The sequence below is a fragment of the Ralstonia sp. ASV6 genome, assembly GCF_016429285.1.
GTDB lineage: Bacteria > Pseudomonadota > Gammaproteobacteria > Burkholderiales > Burkholderiaceae > Ralstonia > Ralstonia flaminis.
The window spans coordinates 27378-44688 of sequence record NZ_JAELUI010000039.1 but is presented as its reverse complement, the minus strand read 5'-3'; the positions used below and the strand labels follow the sequence as shown (position 1 = coordinate 44688).

The following is a 17311-nucleotide window of genomic DNA, read 5'->3' as shown; positions in this document are numbered from 1 at the left end:
GGCTCAAGACCACACGCATCCGCAGCCTCTCGGGCGAAGAGATCGTGACGTCCAACACTGCGTTACTCAAAAGTACGATCCACAATTACAAGCGGATGCAGGAACGACGCATCGTGTTCGCGTTCGGGGTGACGTACGACGCGCGTGCCGCGCAGTTGAAGAAGATCCCGGACATCGTGCGCCACGCCGTCGAGACGGCGGGAGATACGCGCTTCGATCGTGCGCACTTCAAGGAATTTGGCGAGAACGCGCTGAACTTCGAGGTGGTGTACTTCGTGACCAGCCCCGATTTCAACCTCTACATGGATATCCAGCAGCGCATCAACCTGGCGATTCTTGAAGAGCTGCAGAACCTCGGGGCAGCCTTCGCACTGCCGACCCGCACCATCCAGCTTGTGCGACGCCATGGTGAACCCGTCGAGCCCGATGGGCAGACCCATGGACAGCCGCCGCAAGGTCTGCAGTACCCAGGCACACGGGCTAGGGCGTAGGCGACGTTCGCAACAGTTTGGCTGGCATCGACTGAAAGGCCGCGTCGATGCTGCGCCAGAGCGGTCGCGTGCGCGGCACCATGTCCTGCCGGAAGTACCACCAGAAATAGCCGCCAACGAATCGCGGATGCGCAATCGACAAGCCGTAGTAGTGCGCGATCAATGTGCCCTTGCCTGCCGCATGGCGTGTGCCGACCTCTCCAAAGCCAAGCATCGCCTGCGGAAACAGGCTTCCAAGGTGGTCGAATACGGCGTTCCAGTCGGGCGGTGCGATCTTGCAATCGTCTTCGTAAAAGCTGATGAATACATAGTCCACGCCATTGCGCAGGCTTGGCGGCAAATTGTGCTCGGTCCAGTCAAACATGGTGCGTGATGGCGTTTCAGCGCAGCCTTCGTTGTAGTAGAGCGTGAGCGCCGTGCGGCCACCGCGCTGCTTGATGGCGTCGTAAGCGGCCAGCGTCTTGTCGATGACATCGCGCGTGCTGCCGGTCCACTCGCCGTTGATCTCGTTGCCGACTTCCCAGATGTCGACGTTACGGCCCAGCGCATCAACGTATGTGCTGGCGCGCTCGCGCATCTGCTGCACGGTGATTTGCCTGAGCGTGGACGAATCGACCAGCTCGCCCATCACGTAGGCCACGCGCCGGATGGCAGCGACAGGCGCGGCGTAGTCCGGTGCGTCCATCCCTTCATCAAAGACGATGCGCACGGTGGGCGTGCGTGACAGGTGCGAGAGCGCATCGACCACGGCGGGCACGTTGTCCACCGCATCCACCGTCACGCCATATAGCGGCGCGGGGCCGGCAGGCAATGTGCCCACCGGCCCCGCGGCATTTGTGGAGGCGCCCAACACCAGCGTTGCTGCCGCCAGTATCGAGCGCATCCAGCGCATGACTACTGCGCCGTGCTGGCATCTACCCAGGTAAAGCCCAGGTTGGTGATGCCGGTAATGATGGTTTGGAAGTCCGCATAGCCTGGCGTACCAAGATCGGGTTCAAGCCAGAATGGATGGAAGAAGAACGAAGCAAAACCATCGCGCACAACCAGCGCATAGTTGGCGTTCGTCAGGATGTCCTGTGCGGTGTACGTCAGGCACGACGACGGGTCGATATTGCAGATGTTGTACTCCACGTTACCCAGGTTCTCAGGAATCACGCGCTGGCCGTAGTAGTCCTTCTGAATGATGTAGGGGAAGAACTGGCCGACCGAGAAGTCATGGCCCGGCGTGGTTGCATTCAACGTCTGCGGGTTGCTTGACGTGTAGTACACCACGCGTTGGTATGTGTTCTTGAAGTACTTCGGCACCGCCGCAATGGCCAGTGGAGAGGATTGGTAGTGTGGTGCCTCCCATGCAAACGGCGTGTAGCCGTTGAGCTGCAACTCCAGTAACCCGGCAGACAGGCGTCCTGCCGCCCACTGCGTTGAATCCTCATTCACCGGCCGGTTCAACGTAGCGAGCCAGAACTCGTAGTCGTTCGCGCTGACGGCGTTCACAAGGTTGGGGATATTGCTGTACTGGTGCGTGTAACCGTGCATCAGGAGCTTGCCGCCGCGTGCAATCGAGTAGTTGAGCGCTTGTTTCAACCCTGTCGCATTGACCATGTGAATGGTCTGTGCCACGCCACCGTTGTAGACGCCATTCGGGTCGGTGTAGAGCGGGATGGTTGCAAGCGAGAACGGGATCTTCTTGCCGTACAGATAGCCTGCCAGCGTTTCGATCGACGATACGGTATTGGTGGCGTTGAGGTCCTCCAACCTGACCAGCGCACGATGCTGCGTCGGCGCGTTGGTGCCGAGAATATCGTGCAGCATGTCGCAGACCACCAGATAGCGATCACGCGGTCCGATGAACGAGAACGGCATGTCGGCGAAGTACCAGAAATTGCCGGAGCGGATTACGTACGGCACGGCCGGATATGCGGTGGGATTGACCGAGTTAGAGATGGTCACCAGAGCCGTGGCCTTGGTGGCGTCGGCCACCGCAGTCACGCCAATGTCCGGATCTGCGGAAATGGCCCCGGTCGTGGCGTTGAAGGCGTAGTACTTGGTCATGGTCTGGTTCTTGTACGTGACCGTATCGTAGAAACCAGGGTTGGGGGCACTAGCCGACGGCGCAGCATTCATGCCGGCGAGGCTGGAGAATGTGATGCCATAGCGCGAGGTGAACGGATACGCCGTGTTCCAGGCCAGCTCCCACAGGTTGTACTTGAACCAGACGACAGTCTTTTGCGTGGTGCTCACGTCGGACAGGAACGCCGCCGGTATAGGGTTGGCGTAATAACTGCCCATATAGAACGTGGCGGTGTACTGCTCGGTCATGCCAGCCGTGTAATTCTGCACGGGCAGCATCGTGATGGTGGTATTGAAGTGCGCGAGCAGGTTGTACAGCATGATCGCGTACGCCTTGCCCAGGTTGGTGTACTGGTCATTGGCGGGCGCATCGTACAACACCAGGATGGGAGCCGGCGTGGTCTGCGCCGAAGCCGTTGTGCCGACCGTCACGCAAATGGGCCCGAGCCCAATGGTGCAAGTGGACGCCTGCGCTGGCCCGGTCAGCGAGATGCCGAGCAGGCTGCCCGCAAAGATCAGTGCGCATAGGAACTTACGAAACATCGATTTCATGATGGCTCTCCGACTCATGGGCGATACACCGAGCCATCCGCTTGGCGGTAGAGCCCGAGGTTGAAGTTGGGACCACGGTCGTGGCCACGTTCCGTGCCGGTTGGCTCGTTCTCTGGCATGCCGGGACGGATTTCGGTCATGCCAGGTGGGCGCGGCGGCGGAACGACCTGCCCGTTTTCATCCATGACGCCGTAGCCGTAGGCGCGTCCGCCCCCGGTCACGGGCTTGTGTGTGGCCACAGCCACAACAGCTGCCTGTGCGGGCTGCCCGGCCACGACCGTGCCATTGGGGGAAGCGGATGCAGGCTTTGCCTTGTCTGCATCCATGCTGGGATTGCGCTGCTCAGAACCCCCTGTAACCACGGCAGGAACCCCCGCATTGCCGGCCCACGGTGGCGCCAACACCAGCCATCCGGCAACCAGGGCGGAGGCCAGCAAGATGCCAGCCCCGATGCGTTTCGCTTTCATCCAAGCCTCCTAGCCGTTCAGGCGTTGCGCAGACGCAGCCTCAAGCGCCGTGGCGCGTGCCGCTTCCAGATTGATGATCTCGGCCTCGGTGGCCGGCTTGCGAACGAGTTGCGGGCCACGCGCCACCACCTTGGCGGGCGCCTCGAAGGCCGCTTTCAATGCATCGACGATGCGACGGCATGCGTGGCCATCGCCATATGGGTTGTGGGCTTGCGCCATGCGCTGGTATTCGTCGGAGTCCTGCAGGAGCGTTTCGGCTTCCGCCACGATGCGCTGTGTATCGGTGCCAACCAGGCGTGCGGTGCCGGAAGCCACGGCCTCGGGCCGCTCGGTTGTGTCACGCGTCACCAGCACCGGTTTGCCCAGCGCAGGCGCCTCTTCCTGAATGCCGCCGGAATCGGTGACGATCAGATAGGCTCGGTCCATCAGGTAGACGAACGGCAAGTAGTCTTGCGGCGCGATCAGATGAACGTTGTCATGGCCTGCCAGGATGGCATTCACCGGCTGCTGCACGTTCGGGTTCAGATGCACCGGATAGACGATCTGCAGATCCGGGTGGCGCGCCGCCAGCAAGCGCAACGCCACGCAGAAGTTCTCGAACGGCTCGCCAAAGTTTTCGCGCCGATGCCCGGTCACGAGAATCATCCGCCGCCCCGCGTCGAAGAATGGATAGCGCGCAGCCATCTCCGCCGATAGCGCCGCATCGGCATCCAGGCGCCGTTTCACAGACAGCAGTGCGTCGATAACGGTGTTGCCGGTGAGCGTGACCTGGCTCGGGTCGATGCCTTCATCCAGCAGGTTCTGGCGCGATTCAGCTGTTGGTGCAAAGTGCCAAGTGGTCACGGAATCGGTCACGCGGCGGTTCAGCTCCTCCGGCCACGGAGACCAGATGTTGCCCGTGCGCAATCCTGCCTCGACATGCCCCACGGGGATACGCCGGTAGAACGCTGCAAGGCTGGCGGCCAGTGTGGTGGTGGTGTCGCCATGCACCAGCACGGCGTCGGGCTGGAAAGCATCCAGTACGCCGTCGATGCCGCCCAGCACGCTGGAGGTGATGCCCGACAACGTCTGCCCAGGCTGCATCAGGTTCAGATCAAACTCCGGCACGATGCCGAAGAGCTGCAAGACCTGATCGAGCATCTGCCGGTGCTGCGCGCTCACACACACCGCCGACGTGAAGCCTGCCTCGGCTTGCAACGCCTTTACCAGCGGCGCCATCTTGATCGCCTCTGGCCGCGTGCCGAACACTGTCAAAATCTTCCCGGTCATCTTGCTCTCCCCATGTCATTTGCATCGGCTGGTCACTCCAAGCGCGACGACGAGCGCGTCGCTTCTGACACCGGCGCAGATTTCACCCTAGAGCGAAGGTCGTGCCATGTATCCCGCCTGGTCTTGCCCTGGCGCTACGACGCCATCGCGCGTGCACCACTGCCCTTCATCGTCGTTGCCCGTACCCCTCGTTGATCAAAATCGTTTCATCCGTGACACCTGGGCTCCTGGCCGCTAGAACCAAAGGATGGCGCGCGCTACTACGCCCTTCGCCCGGTCGGCGTGGGTCAGGGGCAGACGGTATTGCACGGTGAGATCCAGCCAACTGGCCGGGGCGCTGTATTGCGTCTCTCGAAACCAGTAGCGAAAGTTGATGCCGGGGCCGATACCCAGCGCGAGTTGCCGGTCGGTGGCCTTGTTGTCGTGGTCACCAGCCAGTACCACGTGCGGATAGACCGTCAGATGATCGCTGATCGAGTTGAGTAACCAGGTGTGGCCGTAGCGCGCTTCGGTGCTGATGATCATGCGGCCCTGATTGAGAAAGTACGCGCCTTCCCCATACGCCTGCCAGGTCTGCCAGCGCGGTTTGGTGACCTGCAGGTCGATGCCCTGGTCGGTGGAGAAGCCGATGCGCAGCAGCGTGTCATTGACAGACTGGGTACCGATGCGGATCAACCGCTCGGCGGTGAACACCAGATTGAGATCCTTGATCGGCTTATAGCGCGCCCCCACCGACCCTTGCGCCGTCGGCAGGCCGGCGATGCCGTTGCCGTCATAAAGGTTGTCGTAACCGCGCACGAAGAGCTGGAAGATGCTGCCGTCTCGATAGCCGATGCCGGGAGGCTGCCAGTAGACCTCCGCGCCCCCCTGCAGCACGCTTACCGTGTTGGGCAGGCCAAACGCCGATGTCTGGTACGCGCCGGACAGCACCATGCCCCAGGTGCGCTGCATCTGCTCCACCTCGCGGCGATAGCCGAAGCGGCGGTCAGCGGGAAGGCTGTCATTGCCATTGCCGCCAACGTCGCTCTTGGTATTGGCGTCGGTATCGGCTACGTCCAGGCTCTTGCGGAACAGCGTGATGGCGGTCGGGTTGTCGCCCAGGCGCTTGGCAGCGTAGGCGGCATCCGCGTAGTGGCTCCAGTTGCCCTGCCCCGTAGCGAAACCGCGCTGAAAGGCTGCGAGCGCTGCACGGTCATCGCGTGCCCGCAGGTGGTCATAGGCTTCGTTCAACGCGCGCTGGCCGGCAACGCGCGAGTCGTCAACCGGTGCAACCGGACTTTGCGCCTGCGGTGCCATCGCCTGGGCAAGCAGTGCTTGTGCGTAATGTTGACGGGCAGGGTCTGTCGCGCGTTCGGCAGCCAGCTTGGCAGCCTGGGCAGCGCCAGCGCGATCGCCCAACTGCAGCCGCGATTGCGCGAGACGCAGTTGCACGTCAGGGTCGGGTTGATCCTGCAGCGGCGTCAGTGCATCCAGCGCAGCCTGCGGGTGCTTGGCTGAATACGCGCTGTCCGACCACGCAAGGCGCAGGTTGCGCTGCTCCTGCGGTGTCCAGTCCGTGCCCTGGACGGCACGGGCGAAATCCTGTTCGGCCGTGGCCGGGTCATTCGCCTTCTGCGCGAGGAACCCGTGCTGCGCATACACGCGCGGCTCGTTGGGGTACTTCTGCACGAGGGCATCGGCTTGCGTGCGCGCCGCATCCAACTGGCCTTTGCGCGTAAGCACATCGAGCAGCAGCAGGTTCAGTTGCAGGCTGTCAGGCTGCACGACCAACGCGGCGCGCGTGGCGGCTTCGGCATCATCGAGCTTGTTGGCGTCGATCGCATGGTAAGCGCGGTCTGCGCGGAAGTACGCGTCGGGCTGAAGCGGTTGCGCCGTCTGCTCCGCCATGGATACACCATGACATAGCGCCCAAACTGCGGCAGCGATGGGCCACCTGATCGGCCAACCTGCGCGGCGCGGGGTGGAACGGATGGTTCTCTCGGTAGTCATGCCACACCTCCCGCAACAGATGGATTGGGGTGTACCTCAGGGCCGGAGGCCAGACCTTGCAAGACCGGCCCCGAAGGTATCGGGGGGATGGGGGGAGCCTCGGTTGCGGATGCCGTGCCTGCTACTGCCGGGCCGGCGCCCGTCATGGATTCAACGGCTAGCGTAGCCGAATACGCCGCTGGGCCAAATACGACGGTGGCACGGCGATTGGGGTCAGCCATCAGCATCAACTCGGCCGACATCTCGTGGTCGCATGCCATGAAGCACGCAACCTTGCGCCCGGCCGCGCGGGCCAACTCGTCCAACACTTCACCATTGGGCAACTCCGACACGGCGACATTCAGCGAGCCGTCCTCGCCAATGGAAAACGGCACCACGTGATGCCGCACAGCCAGGTCGCGCGGCAGACAATCCGCCAATGCGCCCAACACGACGTTGGTCAGGCTCACGCGCGGCAGGTCAACCTGCTCGGCCAGCGCATCGGCCAGCGTGTCGGGCGTGATCAGCCCTTGCTGGACCAGGATGGTCCCGAGCCGGCGGCCGGTTTCGTGTTGTATGGCCAAAGCCGCATCAAGCTGCGCCTGCGTCAGCACTTCCCATTTGAGCAACGTTTCACCCAGCATGCAGCGTGTGCGGCCGAGCGCGTCGTTCGACAGGTAGGTGTGCTGGGTCTTGTCCCACGCGATCGGCTTACCGGTCAGGCAATAGATCAGGAAGATCTTCCACGCCCGGCATACCGAGAAGAAGTTGATGAAGTTGTTCACCACCAGCCTGGGCAAGCACAGCACGCCCTGCAGCGGACCATTCAGGCGCCCGACAAAATACACGCGCTGCGCCAGCCGGTTGAACAGCAGCGTTGCGTTGACGGCCAGCAAGTCCTGCATCCATGCAGAGCCGACCACGAAAGAGCCATCCGGAATCGCAACCCATCCCTTAACCAGCAGCGCACCAATCACCAGATAGTTGAGCGAGAGCACATACGCCAGGATCGAAAACAGTGCGGTCACCACACCCTTGCGGTCACGGAAGAACATGTACCGGGTGATGAGGTTGCCCTTCCACCCCATCTGCAGCCAACCCTGGAATGCAATGCCGAGTACCCAGCGCGCACGTTGCCGGTAGGCGGTTCGGAAAGTGCTGGGGAAATACTCTCGCGTAGCCAGCAGCTGCGGGCGCACGCCACGGCGGCGCCCAAGACGCCAGCGCGTGCGCGTGTTGCCCTCGGCGTCTTCAGTAGGCGCCGCGTTTTCACAGATCGGGAAGTGCACGAAGGCTTCACGCATGCCCAATTCACGCAGGCGGAAGCTGAAGTCGTAGTCCTCAGTCAGCGTGCTGGTATTGAAGGGCGAATCACCGCGCACCTTCATCACGGCCTCAATGGCACGACGGCTGTAGCACAGCGCCACACCTGCCCCCGGCACCGTGCCGGTCAGGGCCTGACGCGCCACCAGATCCTTTTGGTGTGTCTCTGAGAAGTCATCCATGTAAGTGCCGGCCACCCACTCGTACCACTTGCGCTCAAGCGAGAGCACTGGCAGCTGCACGAGATCCTGATCGCCGATGAAGTAATTGAAATACTTCAGCTCCAGCGGGTGAATCACGTCTTCGCAGTCGTGCATGATCACGCCCGCAAAGCGGATGCCGTGGCCTGCCTCGTGGCGGATGATGGTCTGGATGATGGTGTTCAGGCAGTCGGCCTTGCAGGTGGGGCCGTCGTGCGTGACAGCCGCCCGCACCACGCGCCCCGGATAGCGGCGCACCATGCGCTCGACCTCGGTGGTGGTTTCCGCATCATTGCGGTAGGCCCCGGCAAAAATGATGAAGTGCGTGTACTCCATCGTCGCCAAGGTGTTCTCCACCATCTTGGCGATAACGTCGTACTCCTTCCAGGCCGGCACCATGATGGCCAGCCACCGCTCCTCGCGCTCGCGTAGCGCCTGGGCCGAGATGGTGACGGGCGTGCGACCGCGCTGCGGCCAGAGCCACAGTTCCCGCACCCAGTAGAAGGCGTCCAGAAAGAAATCGTCGGCGGTGCTGATGAGGATGACGAGCGTGGTCGCCACCGTCAGCGTGTTGAGCAACGCCAGGTAGATTTCCCATGGCACATCGCTCATGGCCCCTCCCACGCGCCGGCGTCAAAAAGGTGCCCGGCCGCTCCCCCGCTTTGCGCTATGGCGCTCATTGCTTCCCCCAAGGTTCTTTTTGGCGTGCGGCGCAATGGCGCGCCGTGGCATGTGGACCCCACCGTTTCTGGCAAGTGGTAGCCAATGCTTCGTTCTGTGATTCGCTTCGGGAAACAAGCAACGCGAGGACCGTACCAAGGCTCGCCAAGGCGCGCCGTTACGCGGTGCGGCATAACGCGGGGGGCGCTGCGCGGGTGCGGAGCGTACCGCGTTGTTGCAAGGATGAACGCGCTCAACCCGACGCCGCGCAGGAACAATCATGGCCGCGGCATGCAATGCACGTCATGGTCACGCAACGATCGTCCGGGTAGCCGATAGGGCCGCCCTACAAACGGCGGAGGGACATTGCGGTCAGGCGCAGGCTGTTTGGATGAGGCGAGCTTGCGAGGACATTGCGCGGCGGGACGCACACGCGTTCAGAGGGCAGCGCGCAACAAGTTTGAAGAGATTGTGAAGCCTTTTGGCATAAGGCTTTGCGGGAAGTCTGTGTACTCCCGCATTGATGCGCAAAGATCACCGTGCAGAATCGGCCGGTGCGGCGGCACAGCGGGCGCACCGCTTTCCTGCCGATGCAGCAATATCGACAACATCGGCTGCGCCAGCCAAGCGATCCGGTTGCAGCGCTGAAACATGCGGCCGCGCGTGATGCGCAGCCGCCAGGGCTAAATCAACGCTTAGAACTGCTCCCAGTCGTCCGCGTCGCTGGTCGATGCTGCCAGAGCCAGTTTGCCGGTCTTCGGTGCGGGTGCCACCGGCATGGACGCAGCGGCAGCAGGTGCGGCGGTTGGTGAAGGTGCCATCGTCGGCTCTACGGCTGCAGGCGCCACTGCAGGCTTGCGCACAATCGCACGAGCCTTTACCGCCGCAGGCTTGCGAGGCGCAGGCTTGATGGCCACCGGCATGGCGGCTTTGGCGGCAGGTGCAACGGCGGAGGCAGCAACTACAGGCTTGATGCTCGTCGTCGACGCGGCGTGTGCACCGGCCGGCGGCAGACGGAACGAAGCCACCGTCTCGCGCAGCACACCAGCCTGCTCCTCCAGCGATTGCGCAGCGGCTGCAGCCTCTTCCACCAACGCCGCGTTCTGCTGCGTCACTTCGTCCATCTGTGTGACGGCCTGGTTGACCTGCTCAATACCCGCGCTCTGCTCATCCGACGCGGCACTGATCTCGCCCATGATGTCGGTCACGCGTTTGACGGCCACCACCACTTCGTCAATCACCGTACCGGCTTCGGTCACCAGCGTCGAACCGTTTTCAACACGGCCAACCGAATCGCTGATGAGTTCCTTGATTTCCTTGGCCGCCGTGGCCGAGCGCTGCGCCAGGCTGCGCACTTCACCGGCCACCACGGCAAAGCCACGGCCTTGTTCGCCTGCACGCGCAGCCTCCACCGCGGCATTCAGGGCGAGGATGTTGGTCTGGAAGGCAATGCCTTCAATCACGCCGATGATGTCGGCGATCTTCTTGCTGCTGTTGTTGATGCCCGACATCGTTTCGATAACGCGGCCCACCACTTCGCCGCCCTTGACTGCGATGTCTGATGCGTTGCCAGCAAGCTGGCTGGCCTGGCGTGCATTGTCGGCGTTCTGCTTCACGATGGAGGTCAGCTCTTCCATGCTGGAAGCCGTCTCTTCCAGCGAAGATGCCTGCTCTTCCGTGCGCTGCGAGAGATCAAGATTGCCGGCGGCAATCTGCTTGGTCGCGCTGGCAATGGAATCGCTGCCGCCGCGCATCGTCTCGATGGTGCGGATCAGCCCACGCTGCATGTCGATCAGGCCGCGGGTGAGCGCGCCCATTTCGTCATGGCTGGTCACGGTGATGTGCTCGGTCAGGTTACCGCGTGAAATCTCGCCAAAGTGGCCAAGCATGCGCGACAGCGGTACAGAGATCGCGCGGTGCAGACCAAACGCACAGCCCAGCGCTGCCGCAATGCCCACCACAACGGCGCCGATGCACAGCATCAGGAAACCGTGCGAGCGCGCCACTGCGCGGTCGTAGCCGGCCTTCGCCTGTTCGGTCTGGCTGCGGTCCAGCGCATCCGCAGCGGCGGACAGCGCCACGGACAGCGGCGGAATCGTGTTCATCACCACCTTGTCAGCGGCAGCGGCATCGCGGGCGCGCAGCGCGGCCATCAATGGGTCGATACCGTCGCGAAACAGCGCCGTGCGCTTGGCTTCCATATCTTCAGCCAGCCGCGCCTCATCAGCGCTCATGGGCAGCGCCTTGTACTGTTTCCAGGCCTCGTTCGACTTTGCGCGATAACCGTCAGCCTTGTCGAGGATGGCTGGTACGTCAGCGGCGTCGAGGTGGAAAACCGCGCGATCCAGCGTGGTGCGCACGATGGCTGCGTTCAGTTGCGATTTGGCAACCAGCGAGGTCGAAGCGAGCTGGTTGGTATAGATCTCTTTGCTGTTCGCGTCGGATGCGCGCATGCCGACCACGCCAATGGTGCCAATCGTGGCCAGCAGCACGGCGAGCAGCGCAAGGGCTGCATTGAGTCGGAAACGGATGGAGAGTCGATTAAACATGGGAGTCAAAGCGGGCAAAAAACAGGTTGCGGCACCCGCTATAACGGCCGGTCCGCGCCCCTTCTGAAGTCTGGCGCAGACAAACTCCCATGCAGAAAGTGGCTAATACGGCACGGCCATATTGTTTTCGATGCGCGCGCGGTCGCCCGGACGCAGGCCGTTGGGGTTGTTTTGCGTGAGCGTGACCATGGAGTTGTCGTTTAGGCGCATGGTCACGCGGTAGGTCTGGCCGACCACCGTATTGCCTTCCACGGCATTGCCTGCCATGGCGCCTGCCACCGCACCACCAATGGTGGCCACGGTATTGCCGCGTCCGCCACCCACCTGATGGCCAAGCAAGCCGCCCACCACACCGCCCAGCACCGCACCTACACCGGTGGGCTGCCCACGCACTGGCACTGCATCAATGCGCTCAATCACACCGTAGCGATTGTCGGCCGGCGCCTGATAGGCAGGCTCGCCGCCACTCGGATACGGCGAATAGTTCGGTTGCGAATACACCGGCGCAGGGGCCGGCTGTTGCGCCGGATAGGGTTGCTGCGGATACGGCTGCGGCGCGTTCGGGTCGTAGCTGCCGTTGTAGCCGTTGTTGTAGGTGGTGTCGTACCCACCGGTATAGCCGTTGGGGTATGGCGCGGTGCTGTAGGTCGTGCCGCCATAACTGTTGCCGTATGCATTGCTGCCGGCCGCATAGCCGGCGCCATAGCCCGCACCGTAGCCGGGGTAAGGCGCCGTGACACAGCCGGCCAGGCCGGCTGCTGCCGCAGCCATGGTCGCCATTGCCATCCATCGCGCCGCGCGACTGACGCGTACCCACCTGTTCGTTGCTTGCATGATTGTTTCCGTCTATGGATGAGGCGTCTGGTTCAGGCCGGAGGCCTTCCTGCGGTCTGCGCCTCTTGCCGCAAAGTCTATGCCGCACGCTGCTTGCCCCGTGAAACCAAATTTCTTCATTGGTAACGGCGTGTAACCCCGCTGTGTCAGGGGCTTCCCAGTGCCCCTGCCAGCGGGCACGCTATGATCTTCGGGCGCCGTGGGCAGCACTTCCAGCTGACAAGACACGGCCCGCCCGTCTTCCTCGCCCGCTCCTCACCATGCAGCCGACACTCCTGATCCTGATTGCGATGACGCCCGACAACGTGGCGCAGATCGCTCAACACTTCCACGTCATCCACGCCCCGACACGAGCAGAACGCGACGCCGCCATCGCCCAAAACGGGCACGACGTGCGCATCGTGCTGACCAACGGCTCGACCGGCCTGACCGGCGCAGAAATCGCCGCCCTGCCCAAATTGGAACTGGCCTGCGCACTGGGCGCCGGTTACGAGAACATCGACGTGGAAGCCGCCCGTGCACGCGGCGTGGTGGTAGCCAACGGCGCCGGCACCAACGACGCCTGCGTGGCAGACCACGCCTTCGGCCTGCTGCTGGCTGCCGTGCGCGGTATCCCGAAGCTGGACCGCGCCACGCGCAAAGGTGTCTGGCGCGACGACATTCCGCTGCAGCCTGGTGTGTACGGCAAGCGCCTGGGCATCGTGGGCCTCGGCACCATCGGCCTGCAGATCGCGCGCCGCGCCGCAGGCTTTGACATGCAGATCGGCTATCACAACCGCAAACCGCGCAACGGTGTGTCGTACCAGTACTTCGGTGCGCTCAAGGAGATGGCCGAGTGGGCTGACTTCCTGATCGTTGCCACGCCGGGCGGCGCGCAAACCAGGCACCTGGTCAATCAGTCAGTTCTGGAGGCGCTGGGGCCGACGGGCTGCGTGGTCAACATCGCACGCGGCAGCGTGGTGGATACAGCGGCGCTGGAAGCCGCCATTCGTACAGGCAAGCTGGGCAGCGCAGGGCTGGATGTGTATGAGAGTGAGCCGAAGCCGCCGGTGGGCCTGCTGGACTTGGAGCAGGTCGTGCTGACGCCGCACATTGCCGGCTGGTCGCCGGAATCGGTGCAGGCTACGGTGGATCGCTTTCTGGACAACGCCCGCGGGCATCTTGCGCGCACAGGCGCGGTGTCCCCGGTCTGAACCGGAGACACCTCAACTACAGGATCACGACGCCGGCCGCTTCATCTGGCACGACGTCGGCTGCGCACCAAGGTGCGGCTCAAGCGTGACGTCGGTGCGCCAGCCGTAGCCGGTGTTTTCCTGGTCGTACTTGATCTTCTTGCCGTCGGCCTTGACCCACGTGGTGACGTACAGCGTCTGCTGCGCCTGGTGGTCGGTCTTGCGCATCTCGACCGGGCCATTCAGGCTCTCAACCGTCATGCCCTCCATCACCTTGGCCACCTTGGCCGGCTCGGCCGAGCCGCTGGTCTTGATGGCCTTGGCCAGGAACGCAATGCCGGTATAGACATCGGCGTTGAAGAAGTCGTCGTTGTACTTCTTTTTAAAGCCGTCGAGCACCGCGTTGGTCTTGGGGTTGCCGTCGTTCGGCGCGAAGTAGCTGATGACCTTCACGCGATCTGCGCCCGATGCGCCCATGGCCGTCGGCACGCCCGTGGTACCGGCGTAGTACGTGTAGAAGTTGGTATTCAGGCCCGCATCCTTGGCTGCGCGAATCAGCAGGGCCAGGTCGCTGCCCCAGTTGCCAGTGATCACGGTATCGGCGCCAGACGCGCGAATCTTGGCCACATAGGGCGAGAAGTCCTTCACCTGCGCCAGTGGGTGCAAGTCTTCACCCACGACCTGGATGTCCGGACGCTTGCGCTTGAGGTAGTCCTTGGCCGCACGCGCCACCTGATGGCCGAACGAATAGTTCTGGTTCAGCAGGTAGACCTTCTTAATATTCGGGTCCTTGGCCAGATAGGTGGTCAGGGCCTCCATCTTCATGTCGGAGTTGGCGTCCAGACGGAAGTGCCAGTAGTTGCACTTGCTGTTGGTCATGTCCGGGTCGACCGCGGCGTAGTTGAGATAGATGATCTCTTTGCCCGGGTTGCGGTCGTTGTACTTGGCAATGGCATCCTGCAGTGCCATGCCCACGCTGGAGCCGTCGCCCTGTGCAACGTAGCGGATGCCCTGATCGGTGATCTGCTTGAGGATCGTCAGGCTCTCTTGCGGCGAGACCTTGTTGTCAAACCCCACGACTTCAAACTTGGTGCCGTTGCCGCTCCAGTTCTGCTGGTTGGCCAGGTCGGCCGCGTATTGCCAGCTGCGCAGCTGGTTCTGGCCCAGCGCGCCCATCAGCCCGGACAGCGGATCGATCCAGGCGATCTTGACGGTCTCGGCGTGAACAGTGCTCGCGCAAAATGCGCCCGCGACGGCCGCCGCGCACAGCGCGAGTCGGAATGCCTTCATGCAAATGTCTCCTGATGTTTTATCTTTAGACGCCGTGCAGAAGGCATCGTCGAGCATGGTCCTTGCACAAAACCGCAAACCGAGGCTTACGGTAGCTCGATCCTTCCATACACAAACGTATGTGCATGGTAGGAGTGCGTTTGTTGACATGTCAACCGGAGAAAACCTGGGGCACTCAGCATGCGCTCAGCGCTGGACAGCGGTGTCAGCGTCGATAGAATCCGCCTTCATCTCCACGCCGTACGAGGTGTGCATGCCCGCCCCGCTGATCGACGAACACGACGCACCCGTCGACGCCGAATCCACCTCCACCGCCACGCCGCGTGCGCAGCTCACACCCAACGACTGGGTGCGCGCGGCCACCGATCTGCTCGTCACCAAGAGCATCGATGCCGTGCGCGTAGACGTGCTCGCCAAACAACTGGAAGTCACGCGCGGCAGCTTCTACTGGCACTTCAAGAACCGCGACGATCTGCTGCACCAGGTGCTGCAGGACTGGAGCGAGCGCACGCGCGTCGGCCCCAAGCTCGAGCGGCAGAACCCGTCTGTACAGGGCCTCGTGCGTGATCTGCTGGCGCTGCCGTTTCGCGGCCGCAGCGCGCGCCGCACCGCCATGATCGAGTTCGCCATCCGTGCCTGGGCACGACGTGACCCGATGGCACAGGAGGCCGTCGAAACCGTCGACGAACACCGCATGGACTACTACGTCCAGCACTTCCAGGCGATTGGCTTTACGCGCAAGGATGCCAAGACACGCGCCTTCATGCTGTACGCCTACCAACTCTCCGAAGCCACGCTTTGGCACCAGGGCAGCAAGCCAGACAAGGACGCACGCCGCCGTTTCTTTGAAGACACGTTGCTGGCCGGCGCGCCGCTTGTCGCTTCAAACAAAAACGCGCAGGAATGAATCGCGCCGCATCGCGCGCATTGCAGAGCGAATAAGCCGCGATACCCGATTCGCCAGCCTTTCAGCGCCCCGACCTTCCCAGCCGGCATGCCGGGCTGGAGGTAACGCTGACCGGCGCCGGGACTCACCAACGCGCGCGTGTGCAGATCAGTAGCGCCTACCGAGCGAGAACCGCTGGAACAGGTTGTCGCGCTGCTGTCGGCGGACGACCGTGTCGCTTGATCTACGCCAAGTTCACGCCACACGTGCCCCCGCCTGTGGCAGATATACTGCGCGCTGCCCTTTCCTGTTTTGCCGGAGACATCCATGCCTGACGCGACGTACAACGACCAGAACATCTTCGCCAAGATCCTGCGCGGCGAACTGCCCTGCATCAAGGTGTATGAGGACGACCACACCATCGCTTTCATGGACATCATGCCGCAGGCCGACGGCCACGTTCTGGTGCTGCCCAAGGAAGGCGCGGCGGAGTTGTTCGACCTGTCGGACGAGGCCGCTTCTGCCGCCATCCGCACCACGCGCAAGCTGGCCCGCGCCGTGCGCACCGCCTTCACGCCGCCAGGCATCGCCATCTTCCAGCTCAACGGCAGCGCCGCCGGCCAGACCGTGCCGCACGTGCACTTCCACGTGCTGCCGCGCTACAGCGACACCCCTCTGCAACCGCACGCCCGCGTGCAAGCCGACAGCGACAAGCTCAAGGCCCACGCCGAGAAGATCATCGCAGCACTGCAGGCTGAATAAGCCGCGTCACCCCGCCAGGGCCGTTTGCGCGGCCCTGGGCACCCGCAGCACCCTCCCACAGCGTCACTTTCCTCACGTGCGGCATCGCCACCACGGTGGGCTTGCGTTTACGAAATCGGTTACGTATATTCGTTAACGGATATACGTAACCGAGCAAAATGAAACGACCGACCAGCCCACTGGCCCTTGCCGTTCTAGTCCTGCTGTTTGAAAAGCCGATGCATCCGTACGAGATGGCGTCGACCATGCGTGCACGCGGCAAAGAGAAGAGCATCAAGCTGCGCTACGGCTCGCTGTACACGGTGATCGACGCACTGGAAGCCGCCGCGCTGATTGTGCCGACCGAAACCGTGCGCGATGGCGCCCGCCCCGAGCGCACGGTCTACGCCATCACTCCCGCCGGCCGTGCCGAAATGAATGACTGGCTGCGCGAATGGATCGCTCGGCCGGAGAAGGAGTACCTGCGCTTTGAAGCCGGGCTGTCGCTGCTGCCGGCGCTGCCACCAGACCACGTAATCGATCTGCTGCGCGATCGCCTCGCGCGGCTCGATCCGCTCATTGCCGAAGTCGACGCCGAACTGGCAACCGGAGCAGCACAAGAACTTCCACAGCTCTTCATGATCGAGTCCGAATACCAGCGCGCCCTGCTGCTGGCCGAACGCCAGTTCGTCAGCGGGCTCGTCACTCAGATGGAGACCGGCACGCTGGGCGGGCTGGACTTCTGGCGCGGCTGGCACCAGCAGCGCGCGGCGGCCGACAAGGCTGCTTCCACCGCCGGGCCAGCCTGAGCTGACCCGCCTTCAACGTAGTTCTCGTAG

The 17311-nt window shown here is 63.0% G+C and carries 14 protein-coding genes; 5 read left to right on the top strand and 9 right to left on the bottom strand.

All coding sequences use genetic code 11. The features are described from left to right. Positions 1-491: mechanosensitive ion channel family protein (locus tag JHD73_RS10170; protein ID WP_233176880.1), on the top strand; the 491-nt coding region annotated here is incomplete at its 5' end. Here JHD73_RS10170 and JHD73_RS10165 read toward each other — a convergent pair. From JHD73_RS10165 to JHD73_RS10130, 8 genes are all read right to left on the bottom strand, one after another. Further along, complete coding sequence (locus JHD73_RS10165; protein ID WP_199030167.1) at positions 481-1383, bottom strand: hypothetical protein; 903 nt, start codon at positions 1381-1383, stop codon at positions 481-483. The genes JHD73_RS10170 and JHD73_RS10165 overlap by 11 nt on opposite strands. Before the next feature lie 2 nt (positions 1384-1385). After that, positions 1386-3113 carry a DUF2334 domain-containing protein gene (locus tag JHD73_RS10160; RefSeq protein WP_199030166.1) on the bottom strand — a complete coding sequence of 576 codons (1728 nt, stop codon included), beginning with the start codon at positions 3111-3113 and terminating at the stop codon, positions 1386-1388. Positions 3114-3127: 14 nt separating this feature from the next. Further along, positions 3128-3580 carry a hypothetical protein gene (locus JHD73_RS10155; RefSeq protein ID WP_199030165.1) on the bottom strand — a complete coding sequence of 151 codons (453 nt, stop codon included), beginning with the start codon at positions 3578-3580 and terminating at the stop codon, positions 3128-3130. Between the two features lie 9 nt (positions 3581-3589). Next, positions 3590-4849: a non-hydrolyzing UDP-N-acetylglucosamine 2-epimerase gene (gene wecB, locus JHD73_RS10150; protein WP_199030164.1), complete on the bottom strand. Its 1260-nt coding sequence runs from the start codon at positions 4847-4849 to the stop codon at positions 3590-3592. Positions 4850-5083: 234 nt separating this feature from the next. Then, the gene (locus JHD73_RS10145; protein WP_199030163.1) at positions 5084-6838 is read right to left on the bottom strand and encodes a bacteriophage N4 adsorption protein A; all 1755 of its coding nucleotides are present in this window, start codon (positions 6836-6838) and stop codon (positions 5084-5086) included. Next, positions 6835-8952 (bottom strand): glycosyl transferase family protein, encoded by a 2118-nt coding sequence (locus tag JHD73_RS10140; protein ID WP_199030162.1) that lies wholly within the window; start codon positions 8950-8952, stop codon positions 6835-6837. The genes JHD73_RS10145 and JHD73_RS10140 overlap by 4 nt, the downstream gene beginning before the upstream one ends. 743 nt (positions 8953-9695) lie before the next feature. Next, entirely contained in the window at positions 9696-11549 is a 1854-nt protein-coding gene (locus JHD73_RS10135; protein ID WP_199030161.1) for a methyl-accepting chemotaxis protein, read from the bottom strand. Positions 11550-11651: 102 nt separating this feature from the next. Then, entirely contained in the window at positions 11652-12383 is a 732-nt protein-coding gene (locus JHD73_RS10130; protein WP_199030160.1) for a glycine zipper 2TM domain-containing protein, read from the bottom strand. 260 nt (positions 12384-12643) lie between these two features. Here JHD73_RS10130 and JHD73_RS10125 point away from each other — a divergent pair, with 260 nt between their 5' ends. Beyond that, positions 12644-13576 carry a 2-hydroxyacid dehydrogenase gene (locus tag JHD73_RS10125; RefSeq protein WP_199030159.1) on the top strand — a complete coding sequence of 311 codons (933 nt, stop codon included), beginning with the start codon at positions 12644-12646 and terminating at the stop codon, positions 13574-13576. Between the two features lie 24 nt (positions 13577-13600). Here the strand turns inward: JHD73_RS10125 and JHD73_RS10120 are convergent, their stop codons facing one another. Beyond that, complete coding sequence (locus JHD73_RS10120; RefSeq protein WP_199030158.1) at positions 13601-14845, bottom strand: branched-chain amino acid ABC transporter substrate-binding protein; 1245 nt, start codon at positions 14843-14845, stop codon at positions 13601-13603. 148 nt (positions 14846-14993) lie between these two features. Here JHD73_RS10120 and JHD73_RS10115 point away from each other — a divergent pair, with 148 nt between their 5' ends. The 3 genes from JHD73_RS10115 (at position 14994) to JHD73_RS10105 (ending at position 17281) form a co-directional block, all read left to right on the top strand. After that, positions 14994-15752 carry a TetR/AcrR family transcriptional regulator gene (locus JHD73_RS10115; RefSeq protein WP_233176879.1) on the top strand — a complete coding sequence of 253 codons (759 nt, stop codon included), beginning with the start codon at positions 14994-14996 and terminating at the stop codon, positions 15750-15752. A gap of 306 nt (positions 15753-16058) precedes the next feature. After that, positions 16059-16493 carry an HIT family protein gene (locus tag JHD73_RS10110; protein ID WP_048931551.1) on the top strand — a complete coding sequence of 145 codons (435 nt, stop codon included), beginning with the start codon at positions 16059-16061 and terminating at the stop codon, positions 16491-16493. Positions 16494-16651: 158 nt separating this feature from the next. After that, a complete protein-coding gene (locus tag JHD73_RS10105; RefSeq protein ID WP_199030157.1) occupies positions 16652-17281 on the top strand; it encodes a PadR family transcriptional regulator in 630 nt (209 codons plus the stop codon). Positions 17282-17311 lie beyond the last annotated feature (30 nt).